Origin of the sequence: Nocardia speluncae NBRC 108251 (assembly GCF_001613245.1) — a bacterium.
Lineage (GTDB): Bacteria > Actinomycetota > Actinomycetes > Mycobacteriales > Mycobacteriaceae > Nocardia > Nocardia speluncae.
Genome location: NZ_BDBZ01000035.1, coordinates 285,054 through 302,003, shown reverse-complemented (window position 1 = coordinate 302,003; position 16,950 = coordinate 285,054). Strand labels below are relative to the sequence as shown.

General features: G+C 67.9%; 16 protein-coding genes. 5 read left to right on the top strand and 11 right to left on the bottom strand.

The features are described from left to right. Positions 1-4 precede the first annotated feature (4 nt). The 5 genes from NS6_RS26350 to NS6_RS26330 all read right to left on the bottom strand — a co-directional run bounded on the left by NS6_RS26350 (position 5) and on the right by NS6_RS26330 (position 5,293). On the bottom strand, positions 5-1,018 hold the full coding sequence (locus NS6_RS26350) for a ferric reductase-like transmembrane domain-containing protein (protein ID WP_068047059.1): 1,014 nt from the start codon (positions 1,016-1,018) through the stop codon (positions 5-7). Positions 1,019-1,192: 174 nt separating this feature from the next. After that, positions 1,193-1,747, bottom strand: a complete 555-nt coding sequence (locus NS6_RS26345; RefSeq protein ID WP_068046863.1) for a hypothetical protein — start codon at positions 1,745-1,747, stop codon at positions 1,193-1,195. Between the two features lie 267 nt (positions 1,748-2,014). Continuing rightward, complete coding sequence (locus NS6_RS26340; protein WP_068046860.1) at positions 2,015-2,455, bottom strand: hypothetical protein; 441 nt, start codon at positions 2,453-2,455, stop codon at positions 2,015-2,017. A gap of 215 nt (positions 2,456-2,670) precedes the next feature. Next, the gene (locus tag NS6_RS26335) at positions 2,671-3,516 is read right to left on the bottom strand and encodes a mycofactocin-coupled SDR family oxidoreductase (protein ID WP_084471419.1); all 846 of its coding nucleotides are present in this window, start codon (positions 3,514-3,516) and stop codon (positions 2,671-2,673) included. A gap of 187 nt (positions 3,517-3,703) precedes the next feature. After that, a complete protein-coding gene (locus NS6_RS26330; RefSeq protein ID WP_068046857.1) occupies positions 3,704-5,293 on the bottom strand; it encodes an AMP-binding protein in 1,590 nt (529 codons plus the stop codon). 231 nt (positions 5,294-5,524) lie between these two features. Here NS6_RS26330 and NS6_RS26325 point away from each other — a divergent pair, with 231 nt between their 5' ends. Further along, entirely contained in the window at positions 5,525-6,004 is a 480-nt protein-coding gene (locus NS6_RS26325; RefSeq protein ID WP_068046855.1) for an RrF2 family transcriptional regulator, read from the top strand. A 75-nt stretch (positions 6,005-6,079) separates the two neighbouring features. Continuing rightward, positions 6,080-7,303, top strand: a complete 1,224-nt coding sequence (locus NS6_RS26320; RefSeq protein WP_084471418.1) for an NAD(P)/FAD-dependent oxidoreductase — start codon at positions 6,080-6,082, stop codon at positions 7,301-7,303. A gap of 312 nt (positions 7,304-7,615) precedes the next feature. On the opposite strand, the gene NS6_RS26310 is transcribed toward NS6_RS26320, so the two are convergent. Next, a complete protein-coding gene (locus NS6_RS26310) occupies positions 7,616-8,824 on the bottom strand; it encodes an MFS transporter (protein ID WP_068046848.1) in 1,209 nt (402 codons plus the stop codon). Further along, positions 8,821-9,474 carry a GntR family transcriptional regulator gene (locus tag NS6_RS26305; RefSeq protein WP_245669518.1) on the bottom strand — a complete coding sequence of 218 codons (654 nt, stop codon included), beginning with the start codon at positions 9,472-9,474 and terminating at the stop codon, positions 8,821-8,823. The genes NS6_RS26310 and NS6_RS26305 overlap by 4 nt, the downstream gene beginning before the upstream one ends. Before the next feature lie 306 nt (positions 9,475-9,780). Here NS6_RS26305 and NS6_RS26300 point away from each other — a divergent pair, with 306 nt between their 5' ends. After that, positions 9,781-10,575 carry a thioesterase family protein gene (locus tag NS6_RS26300; RefSeq protein WP_068046845.1) on the top strand — a complete coding sequence of 265 codons (795 nt, stop codon included), beginning with the start codon at positions 9,781-9,783 and terminating at the stop codon, positions 10,573-10,575. A 241-nt stretch (positions 10,576-10,816) separates the two neighbouring features. Here NS6_RS26300 and NS6_RS26295 read toward each other — a convergent pair whose 3' ends face one another. Next, positions 10,817-12,523 carry a hypothetical protein gene (locus tag NS6_RS26295; protein ID WP_068046841.1) on the bottom strand — a complete coding sequence of 569 codons (1,707 nt, stop codon included), beginning with the start codon at positions 12,521-12,523 and terminating at the stop codon, positions 10,817-10,819. A 114-nt stretch (positions 12,524-12,637) separates the two neighbouring features. On the opposite strand from NS6_RS26295, the gene NS6_RS26290 reads away from it, so the two are divergent. Further along, positions 12,638-12,904: a hypothetical protein gene (locus tag NS6_RS26290; protein WP_157112948.1), complete on the top strand. Its 267-nt coding sequence runs from the start codon at positions 12,638-12,640 to the stop codon at positions 12,902-12,904. Between the two features lie 115 nt (positions 12,905-13,019). Here NS6_RS26290 and dmpG read toward each other — a convergent pair whose 3' ends face one another. From dmpG to NS6_RS26275, 3 genes are all read right to left on the bottom strand, one after another. Continuing rightward, entirely contained in the window at positions 13,020-14,063 is a 1,044-nt protein-coding gene (dmpG, locus tag NS6_RS26285) for a 4-hydroxy-2-oxovalerate aldolase (protein ID WP_068046835.1), read from the bottom strand. A gap of 154 nt (positions 14,064-14,217) precedes the next feature. Further along, complete coding sequence (locus tag NS6_RS26280; RefSeq protein ID WP_084471414.1) at positions 14,218-15,180, bottom strand: acetaldehyde dehydrogenase (acetylating); 963 nt, start codon at positions 15,178-15,180, stop codon at positions 14,218-14,220. Continuing rightward, the gene (locus NS6_RS26275; protein ID WP_068046832.1) at positions 15,177-16,040 is read right to left on the bottom strand and encodes a 2-keto-4-pentenoate hydratase; all 864 of its coding nucleotides are present in this window, start codon (positions 16,038-16,040) and stop codon (positions 15,177-15,179) included. The genes NS6_RS26280 and NS6_RS26275 overlap by 4 nt, the downstream gene beginning before the upstream one ends. Positions 16,041-16,129: 89 nt before the next feature. Here NS6_RS26275 and NS6_RS26270 point away from each other — a divergent pair, with 89 nt between their 5' ends. After that, positions 16,130-16,897 carry an IclR family transcriptional regulator gene (locus NS6_RS26270; RefSeq protein WP_068046829.1) on the top strand — a complete coding sequence of 256 codons (768 nt, stop codon included), beginning with the start codon at positions 16,130-16,132 and terminating at the stop codon, positions 16,895-16,897. Positions 16,898-16,950: the final 53 nt, after the last annotated feature.

Sequence of the window (16,950 nt, the reverse complement as noted above, 5' to 3'; positions counted from 1 at the left end):
ATTGTCACGCGTCCACCCGGCCGGTGACCGTGGCCTTGCGAAATCGCCGCACCCGGGCCACGGACAAGGCGACGACGACCAGGAATATCGCCAGTCCCCACCAGATGTTTGCTTTGGTGACATTGAGGCCCATGCCCGCCACACCGGGTGTCCGGCCACCGTCGTGCCCGCTGAGCACGGCCGTGCAGACGATCGCGATGAAGCCGAGGACGATAAGTGCCGCCACAGAGCGGAGGACAGTCGATGCCCGAGTTCGTTGCCGGCTCGATGGCAGGTTGGTGAGGCGGTAAAGGACGAGCGCGGCAATGGGGAGCTGAAGAATCCACACCAGCGTACGAAACCGTCCGTCGTACCAGACGTTGGTGCCGTAGAGCAATGTATGCCACACGCTCAGCGCATAGACCACGATGATCGAAGCGTGCAGAGCCCGCCAGACCGCGGGGCGCAACCAGCGGCGGGAGTAGAAGGCCAGGCCGAGCGGTACGGCCAGATACAACGCCAGCAGCCCGATGAAAATGGCGATTCTCCCCGTGCCGCTGGGATAGGCCGCGGGTACGAAGGTGTCGACGAATGCTTGCCACACCGATTCGGCGGCACCCGCGGTGGCGGAGTAGTCGCGGGTGAATTCGGCGAATAACCAGGCGGCGTGGACGAACATCAGCCCGATGGTCGTCAAACTGGTGGCGCGATGCCACTTCTCGATGCTGTGTTGCGGGACCGGTAGCCACTTCGGACTGCGACTGCTGCGCAACAAGCCGAGAATGACAGTGATCCATGCCCAGAGCAACCCTGTCCAGCCGAAGGCCTGGCACATCCAGTACATCCAGTACCTTGCAGGGTCTGCCAGATCGGGCATCACGGCAATTGTCGGCGAGGTGCCGGCGGCGACTCGGTAATAGAGCCATCCGAACACCGCGAAAGTGACAAGCAGGGCGATGGTGGCGTCGATACGGGCAGTGCGCAGATCCGCGCGGAGTTCGCGCGTATCGAATTTCGTACGTGTTCTGACAGTGGTCATCGATGACTCGTGTTCCTCGGATCGATCTTCCAGGCTTCCGGCGAAGCCCGGGTACCGGTGAGTGGCGAGCCCGGCTCGGTTCACCGGATATGCGGATGCGTCACAGCCACATCCAGGGATGGCTGCAACATGTGGGCGCGATGCGCCACCGGACAACGCGGTGCACGCGCGTCCCTACGCGGACGGACCCCCGGCGCGGGGTGGTGCCCGCGTTCCGCCATATGCTGTCCGCAATCCACGAGTAGTCGCGCCGATCGGCGCGCAGGCCGCGACCGGCACCCAGAGCCTGCTTGTTTCCGTACGGCGTGGCAGCAACCAGCCGGCCAGCCGTTCGACGACGAACCCGAAAGCCGCCTGTACCGACCGCTCGGCGCTCAACAGCATGGCGGCGGCCGCCAGGGCAGCCACGACATGACCCGCCGACATGGCAGGTGACGGCAGCAAAGCCGCCCCCGCGCTGTGGCCGTGTCCCGCGGTCAGCATGAAGTGCCCGAGCACTTGGCCCGCGACGAGAACCCCGGCCACCGTGCCCACACGGCGCTCACTCACCTGCCGGCTCGTCACGGCCGGAACCGGCAGCAGGCAGGCGACGGCGAGCGACAGCAGCATGCTCACCGATATGTCCACCGGACCACCACCGAGCCCATGGCCTGCCAGACTCGCGGCGGCGGAGAAGAACCCGACGAAGGCGCCACGCAGCCGAGCCGGCAGCCGGAGACGCGGGGTCACGAGACAACCGTACCGTTACGCCGACTCGAAGCGGCGGCGTTACATGGTCGACCCCGGTTGCTGCCGCCTGTAGGAGGCCCCGCGGGATCATCCTGGTTGTATCCGCCGGGCATCGCCGAGATATCTACGATCGGTGAATCTGCGACCGCAGTCGCTGTAGCGAGCGGTGCCGAAGGACCACAGAGAGGGGCGGGAACGAGCCGATTCGGCACGTCCCCGCCGCCCGTCGAGCCGCTGAGTTCCGGAAGATCCCCGCAGGCGCCCCGGTCAGGGCACCGCGCAACCCGTGCCCGCGTTCATTCCGGTGCTGACCTCCATGGGCGCGCTGGTTACCGAAACGCCGCCTTGTTCGGCACGCAGGAAATGCGTTCCCGGATTCGGAGGGGTCCATGTCGTCGACGCGACAATGCCGTTCGGTGTCACGACCGCCGGGTTGAATCCGACCATGACGTTGTTGTCGAAGAAGGTCACCGGCTCCGTGGTGTTGTCGACGGCAGCGCGCACCTGATAAGTGCAGGTGGTGCCGAAGGGCGTGCTGATGCCCATGCTCCGGCCCGGGTCGGCACCGACGTTCTGCGGGACCGCTCCGGCACCGGGGGCCGCCAGGACGAGGGCGGTGGCGACGGCGCCCAGTCCGGTGACGGCGGCCGCGGACCGGCCGGCTCGGTGGCTGATGCGGGAGCTGCTGTCGGAGTGGGTCGTAGTCATCGTTGATCACATCCCAACTGATTCCATCGTGCGGACCCGGATGGCCCGCTCGCGAGCTGTTCTCGTGGAACTGTCTCCAGCGTGTCAGTGCTTGCGATGGTCGTTGTCGACGGCGCTCAGGCGGCGGTACCCAGTTTATGCCCCGATACACCGATGCCGTCCACGGCTTGGACGGCATCGGTGTGATAACAGCAGTCGACCCGGTGGGCCGGGGCCTATAGGCCGGGGAATTTCTCGGAGGTGCCGAGATCCACGGGCAAGGCGGCGCCGGTGATGCCCCGTCCGGTATCGCCGACCAGGTACAGGACGGCGTCGGCGATCGCCTCGGCCTCGAGCCATGGCTGCGGCAGCAGGTTGAGCTTCTGCATGATCTCCGCGGTGTCCTCGAGTACCGGATTCTCGAGGTCCGGGCGGAATCCGCGGACCATCGGCTCGTTGTCGATCATGCTCGTGCGGATGTTTCCGGGATGCACCGAGTTCACGCGAATATTCGCCCACGCCAGCTCGTTGGCCAGCGATTTGGCCAGACCACGCACAGCATGTTTGGCGGCGACGTAATGCGCGATACCCGGGACGCCACGCAGCCCCGCCATCGAACTGATCAATACGATCGATCCGCCACGATCGCCGGAGATGATGTGCGGCACAGCGACTTTTGTCGTCTGCCATACGCCGACGGCATTGATGTCCATCATCTCGCGGAACTCGTCCGGGGTGAGCTCCCAGGACGCCTTCGGCGATGCGGCTATACCCGCGTTGGCGACGACGATATCCAGCCGGCCGAACCGTTCGACGCCGGCGTCCACGGCGTGCTGCAACGGCTCCAGCTCGCGGGTGTCGGCGACCGCGGTGACGATGCTGCGGCCCTCGGCTTCGACCAGTTTCGCGGTCTCGGCGAGATCGGCCTCCGTCGCCATCTCGTATCCCGCGGTCGCGACCGGTGCGCAACGGTCGACGGCGATGATATCGGCGCCTTCCGACGCCATCTTCACGGCATGTGCGCGGCCCTGGCCACGCGCCGCACCGGTGATGAACGCAACCTGGCCGGTGAGCTTGCCCATGATGCTCCTCTGTTTGTCGAGAGTGCCGGCTGCCGTGGCTGTGCCGAGCGATTGTCGATATCGGCGCGACGCAATGGACGTCGCCGCCTTCTCCGGCCGAAGTGACTCTGGTGGGTGGCAACTACAGCACGTCCGCGGCGGCGGCCGTCCCGCCGGGACACTGCTGAGTGATAGTTGCCGACCGGATTCAGTTGACCTGCCGGCCTTCGCCCCAATACTGGGCGCGCAGCGCTTTCTTGTCCGGCTTGCCGAGCGGGCTGAGCGGGATGCTGTCGGCGAAATCGACCGTCTTGGGTGTGTAGACCGCACCCTTACGGTCTTTCACCAAGGCCTGCAGGTCCTCGACCGCCACCGATTGCCCGTTGCGGAGCACCACCACCGCCTTGACTGCTTCGCCCCATTTTTCGTCGGGCACCCCGATCACCGCGGCCGCGCTCACCGCGGGATGAGCCGACAGGACGTCCTCGACCTCACGCGGGTAGACGTTGAACCCACCGGAGACGATCATGTCCTTCTTGCGGTCGACGATGTAGAGGAAACCCTCCTCGTCCTGGCGGGCGATATCGCCGGTGTGCAGCCAGCCGAACTCCGTTGCCTCGGCGGTCTGTTCGGGCTTGTTGAGGTACCCGTTCATCACCAGCGGCCCGCGGACGCACACCTCACCCGGTTCACCCTGGGGTACTTCGTTGCCCTTTTCGTCGAGCAGCGCGACATTGAGCCACGGCACCGGCCGGCCGCAGCTGGCGAGACGTTCCGGTTTGCTCAGGTCGTGGTCGGCGCGGCGCAGCACCGAAATGGTCATCGGGCTCTCGGCCTGGCCGTAGAACTGGAAGAAGATGGGGCCGAACTTCTCGACGGCCTCGGCCAGCCGGGTCGGCGAGATCGCGGAGGCACCGTAGAACACGGTCTTCAGGCTGGACAGATCGTATTTGTCCAGGTCGGGGCTATCGAGCAGCGCGTACAGCATGGTCGGCACCAGCATGGTCGCGGTGATCTTGTACTTTTCGATCGCCTCGAGAACCTTGGTGGGATGGAAGTAGGGCAGCACCACGATGGAGCCACCCTGCTGCGCAGTGGGGTTCCAGAACGCGGCACCGGCATGGCTGAGCGGGGTGCACACCAGGAAGCGGACCTCGTCGGGCCACTCCCATTCGGTCATCTGGATGCGCAGCATGGTGGCGCTGCCGCGAAAACTCATCTCGACGCCCTTGGGCTTACCAGTGGTGCCGCCGGTGTAGGCCAGGCTCATGGTCGCATCGGGATCGACCTCGGGCGGATTCAGCCGGTCGGGAACGAAGCCGGCGGCACGCTCGATGAGGTCGGTTCCGGCCTCGGACGGGCCGAACGAGAACAAGTTCTGCAGGCCGGGGACCTTCTCGCGCAACTGCGCGGCGCGCTCGTCGAAACCGGCGGGGTCGAAGATCAGGGTTTCCACACCCGCGTCCTCGAGAACGTAGGCGTGATCGTCGAGTGAACCCATCGGATGCAGCGCCATCGCCCGCGAACCGTTCACGTTGTTCGCGCCCTGGGCGAAGATGACCTCCGGCCGGTTGGCCGACAGCACCGCCACCGGCGAGCCCACGCCGAGGCCGGCCGAGGCCAGCGCCTGCGCGAAGCGGCTGATCTGATCCCGCACGTCGCGGTAGGTGAGTGTGGCGTCGTCGATATGGACCGCGGTGCGGTCGGCATAGCGTTCGAGAGCCTTACCCAGCAGGTCCACCGCGAGAGGCTCGCGGTACAGCAGGTCGGTGTCGTCGACGTGCGATTCAGTGTTCATTCGTCTGCCTTTCGGGCCTGCTCGCACGAGCGGCCCCGCGAAGTTGACCGGCGCTCCGGCGCGACCCCGGGCCGGCCGCACCCAGTGGCGCGCCCCGGAACCGTCGCCCGAGGCTCGCAAACCGAGGAAAACTATAACACGTTCTACTTTGCCTCATCGGGTAATCGGCAGCTTCCCCGCCCCCGGCTCGCGCACTTGCCGTCACTAAAGGGGACATCTACTATCCCCATTATGAAAATGGGCGAAGGCGTCGAATGGAGCCTGCACTGCTGCGTGACCCTGGCCTGGGCCGAGGAACACTGGCCGGTCCCGATCGCGCGACTGGCCGCCTGGTTCGACCTGCCCGTGGAATACCTGAAGAAACGCCTACAGACCCTCGTCCGCGCCGGCATCCTCACCTCGACCCCCGGCGTCCGGGGTGGATTCGGCCTGGCCCGGCCACCGGAGCAGATCACGCTGCTCGACGTGGTGACCGCCATCGAGGGTGGCACGGCCCCCTTCCGCTGCACCGAGATCCGGCAGCGCGGGCACAGCGGTCGCACCGCGACCAGCGATTTCACACACCGATGCGGTATCGCGGCGGCCATGCGCCGCGCGGAACTGGCCTGGCGGCGCGAACTGGCGGCGCAGACCATCGCCGACCTGGCCGCCGCGGCCCCAGCGGGTTCCGCGGAACGCACCCGGCGCGAAATCACCACCGCAGACATCTGACCGCCCCGGGGCCCGCGGCCTGCCGCGATCGGCCCGGAGGCTTTGCGAATACCGGCAATCGAACAGGAGGCGACCGTGTCCGGAATCGTTGTGGTGGGTGGCGGCTTCGCCGGTGTGTGGAGCGCGGCGGGCGCAGTGCGCCTGGCCCGCGAAACAGGCCGCGAGCTACCGGTCACCCTGATCTCCCCCGGCGACGATCTGGTGATCCGCCCCCGCCTGTACCAGTCCGAACCCGAACGGATGCGAGTCCCACTGGACCGGATCCTCGGACCTGTCGGAGTGCGCCGGATCGCAGGCACAGTGACCGGAATCGATACCACCGGCCAGGCCGTGACCACGACCGGCAGGGATGGACGCCGGGCCGACATCGGCTACGACCGCTTGATACTCGCCACGGGAAGTGAACTCGTCCGCCCGGAACTACCCGGCGCCGAACTACTGTTCGACGTGGATACGCTGCCCACCGCGACAGAGCTGGCTACTCATCTGGACCGGCTCCCCGGACTGCCGCCCGGCGGGGGCCGGTTCACCGTCGTCGTGGCCGGTGCGGGGTTCACCGGCCTGGAGATCGCTACCGAACTGATGGACCGGCTCGGCGCCGTCGCCGCGGCCCACGCGCCCGGCGAGAAGGTCCGGGTGGTGCTGGTGGAGCGGGCGGACACCGTCGGGCCGGAACTCGGCCCCGGCCCGAGCCGGGAAATCGCCGACGCCCTGGCCGCCCTCGGTGTGGAACACCGGCTCGGTGTGAGCGTGGCAGCGGTGGAACGGGATCGGGTCGCACTGTCCGACGGCACGCAACTGCCCACTCACACCGTGATCTGGACGGCGGGGGTACGAGCCAGTGGGCTCACCGCCGCGATCCCGGGGACCCGCGATCGACTCGGCCGCCTGGAAGTGGACGCGAACCTGTCGGTCGACGGTGTACCGACGGTCTACGCGGCCGGAGATACCGCCGCCGCGGCGGCCGAACCGGGACACCGGGTAATGCAGTGCTGTCAGCACGCCCTGCAACTGGGTAAATTCGCGGGCCACAATGCCGCCGCCGACCTATTGGGGCTCCCCGCGGTGCCGTTCACCGCGACCCCCTACGTCACGTGCCTGGACCTGGGCTCATACGGCGCGGTGTTCACCAATGGGTGGGACCGCCGCGTCGTCGCGACCGGCGAAGTCGCCAAGGAGCGCAAGCGCAAGGTGAACGAACTGTGGATCTACCCGCCCACCGACGATCCGGACGAACTCCTGCGGCAGGCCGACTACCGGTTCTCGGTCCGGCAGATCACCGGCCCCAGAGCGATCTGAGCCACCATGTGGTCGGCGGGGCCACCGATCTCGCTCAGCCCGATGCGCCCATAACCGGCGCTGCTGCGAGTCATCGCCGATCCGCCGAAGCCCGGAGTTCGCCCCGGCACGGGACGGCCTCGTCGCCACGCGGCGGCAAATCCATTGCCGCCCGGCCGGACACGGCGCTCCGGCACCTCACATCGACCACACGGCCGCCGGATTCCATCGCCCGGAAAGCACGGACCGTAAAGCCCCGGTGGATATCGTCCAGCGGCAGTCGGCCGGTGGCGGATCCCGCACGGCAACCGCCTGCGCCGGGAAGGGCGCCGGTCATCCAGTGTGAGCCAGTTCTTTCTCCGTTGCCTCGGCCGTCGCAGGCGCAGGCAGATGCGCCCGGGAATGGCGCAGGATCATCGCGGTGCCCGACAATGCCACCAGAACCAGGCCACCGAGCAGAACGGGATAGCCGGCCGCGGAGTTCAGCAGGCTCAGCAGCGACGGCAGCAGGAAGCCGAGATAGGCGAGCGCGTAGTAGGCGCCGGTGAGGGCCGCGAGTTCGTGCGGCGCCGCCAGCCGCTGCAATTCCAGCAGACCCGAGACCAGTGCGATCCCGTACGCACACCCCAGCGCGATCGCGGCGACGAGCGCCAGTACCGGTGAGCGGACGATGGCGGCGAACATGCTGACCAGCAGGCCGAGCGGCATCAGCGTCATCGAAGCGATCACCGCGCGGGCACTGCTGGTGCGGTCGAGCCGTTTCGCCAGCGGTTGCACCAGGGTGCCCGCGACCAGCGTGCCGACGGTGAGAGTGGTCGAATACAGCAGGCTCCACTGCCCCACCCGATCGCCGACGAGCTGCGGCATGATCGCGTACGCCACTGCCGCCGACCCGAAAATCCACGGTGCCATCGGCATGATCACCCGGCGGAAACGGGGATGACGCAAGCCGCCGAACCGGCCACCGGCAGGGCTGTCCGCCGTCCCGGTCTCCGGCACCCGGAACACGAACGGCACTACCGCGAGCGTGAGCAGCGCGTGCACGAGATAGGGGGTGACCATGGGCGCCGGCCCCCATTGCGCGAGCCCGCCGGCGACGGCAGCGCCCAGTGCGAAGCCCGCGGTGAGGCAGAGCGCGGCGCGGCGGGCGCCGGTGCCCGGGGCGGCGCCGGCGCGGTCGCTCAGTTCGGTGACCCAGGTGGTCCCGACCGCCATCGCCACCGCAACACCGAACCCGGTGACCAGGCGTCCGGCAGCGATCCAGCCGACACCGAACGTCCCGGCCGCCAGCAGCACACTCGCCACAAACGAGGCCGACACCCCGGCGAGTGCGACAGGGCGGCGGCCGAACCGTTCCGACAGCGTGCCCGTCAGCAGTAGCCCGGGGACGAGACCCAGGACGTAGGCGCCGAGCAGCGAGTTCACGGTGAACGCCGAATAGCCGGCGTCCCGGTACATCACCAGCAGCGGGGTGAACTGGTTGCCGCCCCACGCACAGACGAAGATCGCGGCCGGAACCGCTGATATGGAGCCGTTTCTCATCGCCGGTGGGTCCCGTCCAGATGGGCCCGCAGGGCGGTGGTGAAGGCGGCAGCATCCCCGGACTCGATGATCTCGATCAATTCGCCGTGCTCACGCAGGACGACCTGGATATGGCCGGGCACCGGCCCCAGCGCGGCGACGTTCATCCGCCGCTGCCGGTCGGCCAGCCCGGTGTAGAAGCGGATCAGCAGCGCGTTACCACCGGCTTCCACCAGGGTGCGGTGAAACCGTTCGTCGGCCTCCGCGAAAGCATGCAGGTCCGCGTTGTCCGCCCGCTCACGTTGCACCGCGAGCGCGTCCCGCAGTTGTTCTACGGCCGCCGGTACCCGCTCCGGGGTGCGCAGCAACCGGCGCACTGCGGTGGTCTCCACCGCTTCCCGGGCGTCCAGCACATCCTCGGCCTCGCCCGGCGGGACGGGCGACACGATGGCGCCGCGCTTCGGGACCAGGGTCAGCAATTCCTCGGCCTGCAACCGGACGAAGGCCTCACGCACCGGGGTCCGGCTCACCCCGATCCGGCCGGCGATCTCGGTTTCGCTGAACAGGTGGCCGCCCGGCAGCTCGCCGGAGAGCACCAGTTCCTTGGTGAGCCGGTAGGCCCGATCGGCGGCGCTCGTCACGGACTGGACTGGGTCGGAATTCGTCGGCACCCTGCGACTATATCCGATAGATACATGCTTGCATGCAAGCATGTACCCCAGATCACTACCCGAGTTCCGGCACCACGGGGACGAGAGATCGGGACTCCCTTCACCGAGCTCCACGCAACGCCGGGGTCGCTGCTGCGCGGCCGAAGCAGCCCCTGGCGGTCACAGGCACGGTCCGCGACGCCCGGCAATCACGTACCGGCCGACTCGTCCGCCCGGTTCCCGCATCACGGGAGCGGTCGAAGCGCTGTCCCGAGCTCTCGGTAACGTCGCGTCCGGTACGACCCAGCGGCGAGAACGGACAACCACGTGCACGAGGCCTTCTACCTGCCCGACCCGGCGGATCCGCGGCGGTTCGTCTCCACCGAACTCACCCGCGGCCCGTGGTCGCCCGATGCCCAGCACGCCGGCCCGCCATCCGCCCTGCTCGGACATGTGATCGAACGATGTGATCCCCGGCCCGGCTTCCAGGTGGGGCGGGTCGCCGTGGAAATCCTCGGCCCTGTCCCGCTGGTACCGCTCACCGCGGACGCCCGGGTGGTGCGGCCCGGTCGCAGTGTCGAGCTGATCGAGGCCACCCTGTCCACCGACCGCGGACCGGTTTTGCGGGCCAACGCCTGGCGGTTCAAACTCGCAGACCCGGATCTGGAGCTCCCCGCCCAATTCCTGCCCAGCGGCTCCCGCCCCGGTCCCGAGCAGACCCCCGAACCGGAGCGGTTCCCGTCCACCCAGCCGGTGGGCTTCCACACCGGTATCGAATACCGTTTCGCCGCCGGCTCGTTCTCCGAACCCGGACCGGCCGTGTGCTGGATCCGCCTGAAGTATCCGATCGTCGCGGGCACCACGCCCAGCCCGCTGGAACGCACGCTCGCCGCGTCCGATTCCGGTAACGGGGTCAGTTCTGTGCTGGATTGGAACAGCTATCTGTTCATCAACACCGATCTGACGGTCACTCTGCACCGGCAGCCGGCCGGCGAATGGGTCTGCCTGGACGCGGTCACCCACCCGCAACCACACGGGATCGGCCTGGCCGAATCGGCGCTCTTCGACGAGAAGGGCCCGCTGGGCCGCAGCACCCAGACCCTGTTCCTCGGCCCGCGCTGATCACACACGGGGCGCCCGCGCGAGAACGGACAACCGTGAACCCCGCGCCGCACCACGTCCACAGGGCCTGGCCGTTGCGGACCCAGCCGCCACGAACCCCCGCACCGGGTTCCGGACCTCGGCTGCCGGAACCCGCCCACGGGACGTGGCCGTTCCGGTCCCGGCCGCCGGAACCCGCGCCGCCACAGATGCACAGGACGCGACTGATCCAGGCCCGGCCGCCAGGAACCCGGTGCCGTTGTTACGCCCGCGGAGTCGACTCCACCGGGAAGGCATCGGCGGAGTGTGTCTCTTCCGTGGGTTCAGATGTTCGAGGCGGCTGCCGAGATTCGGCTGCGAGGCTCCAGTACACCGGCGCGAACTCCGAGCCGACAGCCGGTGCGGTACGTACTGGGGCGGGATCGGTCCACGGCGTACGGCCCGGGACTGCGGGGGCCGGGACGACACCGGTCGCGGCGACCGGCGGGGCCCCTGCCGCAGTCGCCGGTCCTGAGGTGGCCGCCGCTCCTGTCGTCGCGGGCATCGCGGTGGAAGAGGCGGACAACGCGACCGGGGCGCCGGGCGGCACCGAACCGGCCACCAGCGTGACCGTACCTGTCTCCGGCAACTGCGGATCAGCGGCGCCCGGCCGCTCCTCGGCAGACCGGGTCCACGGTGTCGTCGAAATCCCGGACGCGACAGTTCCGTACATACCGGAGGTCATGTCTGCACCCGGTGGCGTCGGCACGGTTCCCGGCACCCGGTCGTCCGTGGAAGTACCGGACGCCGGGGAGGGTGCTCCCTGCCGACCGGACGGCGTGTCTTCTGGTGTTCCGGAATTCTGCGGTGTGACACCTGGTGTCCCGGGACGGAGTGAGGCGCCCGGAGTCCCGGGAGGCGATGGCACGCCGGGGGTTCCGGGAGGTGTTACACCCAAGGTGCCCGGCGGCGCCGAGACTCCCGGCGCGTGTCCGTTCATATGCTCGTCGAACACCTGCTGCAAGGCGTCGAGCCGCTCGGTGAGCCCCTGAACATCGCCGGAGATCTGCTGGTTCGCGGTGATCGCTTGTGCCAGGATTTCCCGGCCCTGCCCGAAGGCGTCGTTCAGGATATCGAGCGCATGTGTCGGGACCGATGTCTCCGGTGGCGGGGCTTCGCCGGCACGGGTGTTGACGGTATCGATGAGCGCACCGACCGCCAGATGCCCCTCGTCGGAGACTCGGCGGGCGCCGGTAGCGATCAGCTCGACGGCCTTGGCGTCGAGCTCGGCGAACCCGGCCATAACGGTGTTGAGCTGCTCCGCCTTCTCGCTGTAATCGGGCACGCCCGCAGTCTCGGTGCCGCTTGCCTTTTCCGGTAATTCCGGTGCGGGTGGTGCGGTTCGTTCACCGTTTCCGAAGCTCTTCCACACCGAGCAGAGATACCCGGGCAAGCCCAGATACATTTCGCCGGCCGCACTGGCCCCGGTGAGTTCCACCGGCATCCGCAGGTTCGGCATCGCTGCCGGGCAACTGCCGTTCCCGATATCGGTCGTGTCGATCGATACGACCTGCGGCGACTGCGGGGATACTGCGTAGGCACCGAAACCCCCACCCAGCGCGGCCGGTAGCCCGCCCTCACGTCTGGGCCCATGCACCAAGACCAGTCCCGACTTGTGATCCACATGCCGTTTGACCGCACCGGCGATTCCGTCGTCGGCAGCCCTGGCCAGCCCCTTCTCCAGCCCCTCTTTGACGAGTTTTCCGGCCAGATTCGCGCCCCAGGCTCCGCCCGCTCCGCCGATACCCGCGACGACGGCCTCCTCCACGGCGTCACCCATATCCTTGTCGTCGACCAGGACTCCGCCGACGAAGGAACCGGCCATCGCCCCGAGGAACGCGCCCGGCGGTCCGAGGAACCCACCGCCCACCGCACCGCCGATAAGACTTCCGGCATCCGCCCCGGTGAAATCCAAGTCGAAAAAACCCACACGACAAGCTTTTTCGCACTATGGCCGATGCTTCCGGTTCCTGACAGAACCTTGACGGCTGCACCGGGCGACCTTGACGAGGTGTTTCCGGGCGGTCACCGCGGTGGATCGGGCGTGCCCGGCGCCCGGCGGCACGACCGTTCCACCTGCTGTTCCGGCCGAGCACCCACCTGCCGTGACACGCTGTTCCGCGACCTCATCGAGCAGGGGCTCCTGGACGGTGGCCTGCAGACGATCAGCGTGAACACAACACTGCAGTGCATGCACGCGGCCATGAGCCAGGCACCGCTGTGGTGCGCGGAACTCGCCCCGGCCGAACAGCAGGCCGCCGTCGACGAGATCACGGACACGCTGATGATGATGGTGGCTGTCGCCGCCTGAACACCTCGCCCGGTGGCGGCGGGTAGGCATCATCCGCGGTTCAGGAGCAACAACGCAAAAGGTCGCCGGGGAAACGCGATGCGAACCCTCCGGCGACCCCGGCAGAACTGGCGTATCAGACGGCCTGCTTCTCGCCTTCCCGTTCGGCCACCATCGTCAATGCGATATCGACGATCATGTCCTCCTGGCCACCCACGAGCCGGCGCCGCCCGGCCTCCATCAGCAGGGTGCGCACATCGATCCCGTAGCGTTCGCTCGCCGCTTCCGCATGCCGCAGGAAGCTGGAGTACACGCCGGCGTACCCGAGGGTGAGGGTTTCGCGGTCCACCCGCACCGGCCGATCCTGCAGTGGCCGCACCAGATCGTCGGCAGCGTCCTGGAGAGCGAAGACATCGCAGCCGTGCTTCCAGCCGAGCACATCGGCGACCGCCACGAACGCCTCGATGGGGGTGTTGCCCGCGCCCGCACCGTGGCCGGCGAGCGAGGCATCGACCCTGGTGACACCGTTCTCGACCGCCACCACCGAATTCGCCACCGACAGCGACAGATTCTCGTGCGCGTGGATGCCGAGCTCGGTCTCCGGGTCGAGCACGTCGCGGTAGGCGTGGATCCGGTCGCGCACACCGTTCATGGTGAGACGGCCACCGGAATCGGTGACGTAGACGCAGTGCGCGCCATAGCTCTCCATGAGTTTCGCCTGCTGGGCGAGTTGGGCGGGTTCGGCCATATGGCTCATCATCAGGAAGCCCGAGACGTCCATCCCGATCTCCCGGGCGGTCGCGATGTGCTGGGCGGCGACATCGGCCTCGGTGCAGTGGGTCGCGACCCGCACCGACCGCACACCCAGCCCCCAGGCACGGCGCAGATCCTCGGCGGTACCGACACCGGGAAGCAGCAGGCTGGTCAGCCGGGCGTTCCGGATGTTCGCGGCAGCGGCCTCGAGCCAGGCCCAGTCGCTGTGCGAACCCGGCCCGTAGTTCACCGAACCACCGGCGATCCCGTCACCGTGCGCGACCTCGATCGCGTCGACACCCGCGGCCTCGAGCGCGGCCACGATTTTGCCCACATTCTCCGGGGTGATGCGGTGACGGATGGCGTGCATCCCGTCGCGCAGGGTCACATCCTGAATGAAAACCGAGGTCGTTTCCGTCGAGCTCATCGAGCGTTCTCCTTGTCTATTGGCATGAGCGAGGGCCCTGCGTGGTCACGCTCCGCTACCGCCTCCGGGCCTGACTCGCTCATGCTCTGCCTGTTACGCATGAGCGAGGGCCCTGCGTGGTTACGCTCCGCTACCGCCTCCGGGCCTGACTCGCTCACGCGGTCTCCTGGCTCTTCTGCGCGATCCGCTCCGCGACCTGCAGACCGGCCGAGGTCATGATGTCGAGATTGCCGGCGTAGGCGGGCAGATAGTGGGCCGCGCCCTCGACCTCGAGGAACACCGATACGCGGTGGGTCGGGAACAGGGCATTGTCCTTCGCGAGCAGGGTGTGCACCGGCTGATCCTGCGGGATCGCGTCGATCTGCACTTCCTGCTTGAGCCGGTAACCCGGCACATAGGCCGACACATCGTCGACCATCTTCAGGACCGACGCCTTGATCTGCTCGTGGGTGTCCTCGTCGGGGGCGTTGACCAGGCAGAAAACCGTATCGCGCATGATCAGCGGCGGTTCGGCAGGATTCAGGATGATCACCGCTTTACCGCGTTCCGCACCGCCCACGGTTTCGATGGCGTGCGCGGTGGTCTCGGTGAACTCGTCGATATTGGCGCGGGTACCCGGCCCGGCAGATTTCGAGGCGATGGACGCCACGATCTCGGCATAGGGCACCGGCACGACCCGCGAAACCGCAGCCACGATCGGGATCGTCGCCTGCCCACCGCAGGTCACCATGTTCACGTTCTGCGCCCCGAGATGCTCCTCGAGGTTCACCGGCGGCACCACGAACGGGCCGATCGCGGCGGGTGTCAGGTCGATCAGGCGTTTACCCAGCGGCGCCAGCCGGGCGTGGTTCTGCTCGTGCGCCTTCGCCGAGGTGGCGTCGAAGACGATCTCGATCTCGTCGAAATTCGGCAGCGCGATCAAGCCCTCCACACCCTCGTGGGTGGTCGGGACCTTCAGGCGGGCGGCGCGGGCAAGACCGTCGGAATCGGGATCGATACCGACCATCGCACCCATTTCCAGGAACCGGGAATGCCGCATGACCTTGATCATCAGATCGGTGCCGATATTGCCCGACCCGATGATCGCGACCTTGGTGCGTTTGCTGTTGTCACTCACTGGGAGACCTCCGAAGCGGTGGTGAAGGAAGCCGAAACCGTCCCGAGGCCGGAAATGGCGGCGGTGACGGTGGCGCCGGGGTGCAGCGGCCGCATCGGGCCGAGCGCACCGGAGAGGATCACCTGGCCGGCGCGCAGCGGTTCACCGAACGTGCGGGCCTGCTGCGCGAGCCAGGACAGGGCATTGAGCGGGTCACCGAGGCAGGCGGCCCCGTTGCCGGTGGAGACTTCTTCGCCGTCGATGCTCATGCTCATGGTGACATCGATGGGGTCGAAGTCGTCGAGCGTGCGCCGCTCGGTGCCCAGCACATAGAGCCCGCTCGAGGCATTGTCGGCGACGGTGTCGGCGAAGGAGATGTTCCAGTCGGTGATCCGGCTGTCCACGATCTCCAGCGCGGCCATCGCCTCGGCGACCGCCGCCCGGCACTGGGCGATATCGAGCGGCCCCTCGGCGAGGTCCGCGCCCAGGATGAAGGCGACCTCGGCCTCGGCCTTGGGCTGCAGCAGCCGGTCGATCGGGATCACGTCGCCGTCGGTGTAGGCCATATCGGAGAACAGCACCCCGAAATCGGGCTGATCCACACCCAGCTGCTGCTGGACGGCCTGCGAGGTGGCGCCGATCTTACGGCCGACCACCGTGACTCCCGCCGTGATCCGGGCGGCATTGAACCGCTCCTGGATCCGGTAGGCCGTGGCGACATCGTCGGGACTGATCAAACCCTCGCGCAGCGGCGCACAGGTTTCACGTGTCTCGGCTGCGGTGATCAGACGTTGCGCGGCGCGGGCGACGATGGACTCGTCGACATCCGATGCGCCGGCGGTCTCGACAGTGGTTGCCACCACTACCTCCGTTCTCCTCATCGTTGGGTGGTACCAGTGCACACCGCTGCGCCGCAGCTGAACAGTAAAATGGCCCACTGAATGGACCACCCACGCGAGAAAGGGTCACCATGGCGCAACGACAGCTCGACGACCGGTCCGTCCTCGGCCGGGCATTACTGATCCTGGAGGCATTCGGTGTCGAGGATCAGGCCGTCGGGCTGTCCGAACTGACCCGGCGCACCGGCCTGCCGAAGGCCACCGTGCACCGGATGAGCCGCGATCTGGTCGCCGCCCGCCTGCTCAGCGCCTCTCCCGACGGCTACCGCCTCGGCCGCGGCCTGTTCGAACTCGGTATGCGCGCGGCCACCGAACGCACCTTGCTCGAGGTCGCGATCCCCTTCCTCCAGGATCTGTTCACCCGAACCAGCGAAACCGTGCACCTCGGGGTCCGCGACGGGGACGAAGTGGTCTACATCAGCAAGATCGGCGGCCACCGCCAGGCCCGCTCCCCTTCCCGGATCGGCGGCCGGATGCCGCTGTACTGCACCGCCATCGGCAAATCGCTACTCGCCCACTCCGGACCGGTTACCATCGACCGCATCCTCAGCGGTCCGCTGGTCCGCCGCACCCCCCGAACCGTGGTGGCCCCGGGCCTGCTGCGCGCCCAACTGGCGCAGGCCGTGGAAACCGGGGTCACCTTCGAACACGAGGAGTCGACGATCGGCATCGCCTGCGTCGCCGCCCCCATCCTCGACGGCAGCGACGAACCCCCGGCGGCGATCTCGGTAACCGGCCCCGTTACCCGGTTCCGGCCCGAAACCCACGCATCGTCGGTCCAGGCAGCCGCCGCGGGTATAGCCTCCATTCTGGCCCGGCGTGCACAGCCCCAGCCGTGACCACCGAAACAGCCCGCACCCGATAGCTACGCTCGCAGCATGAGCGCTCTACC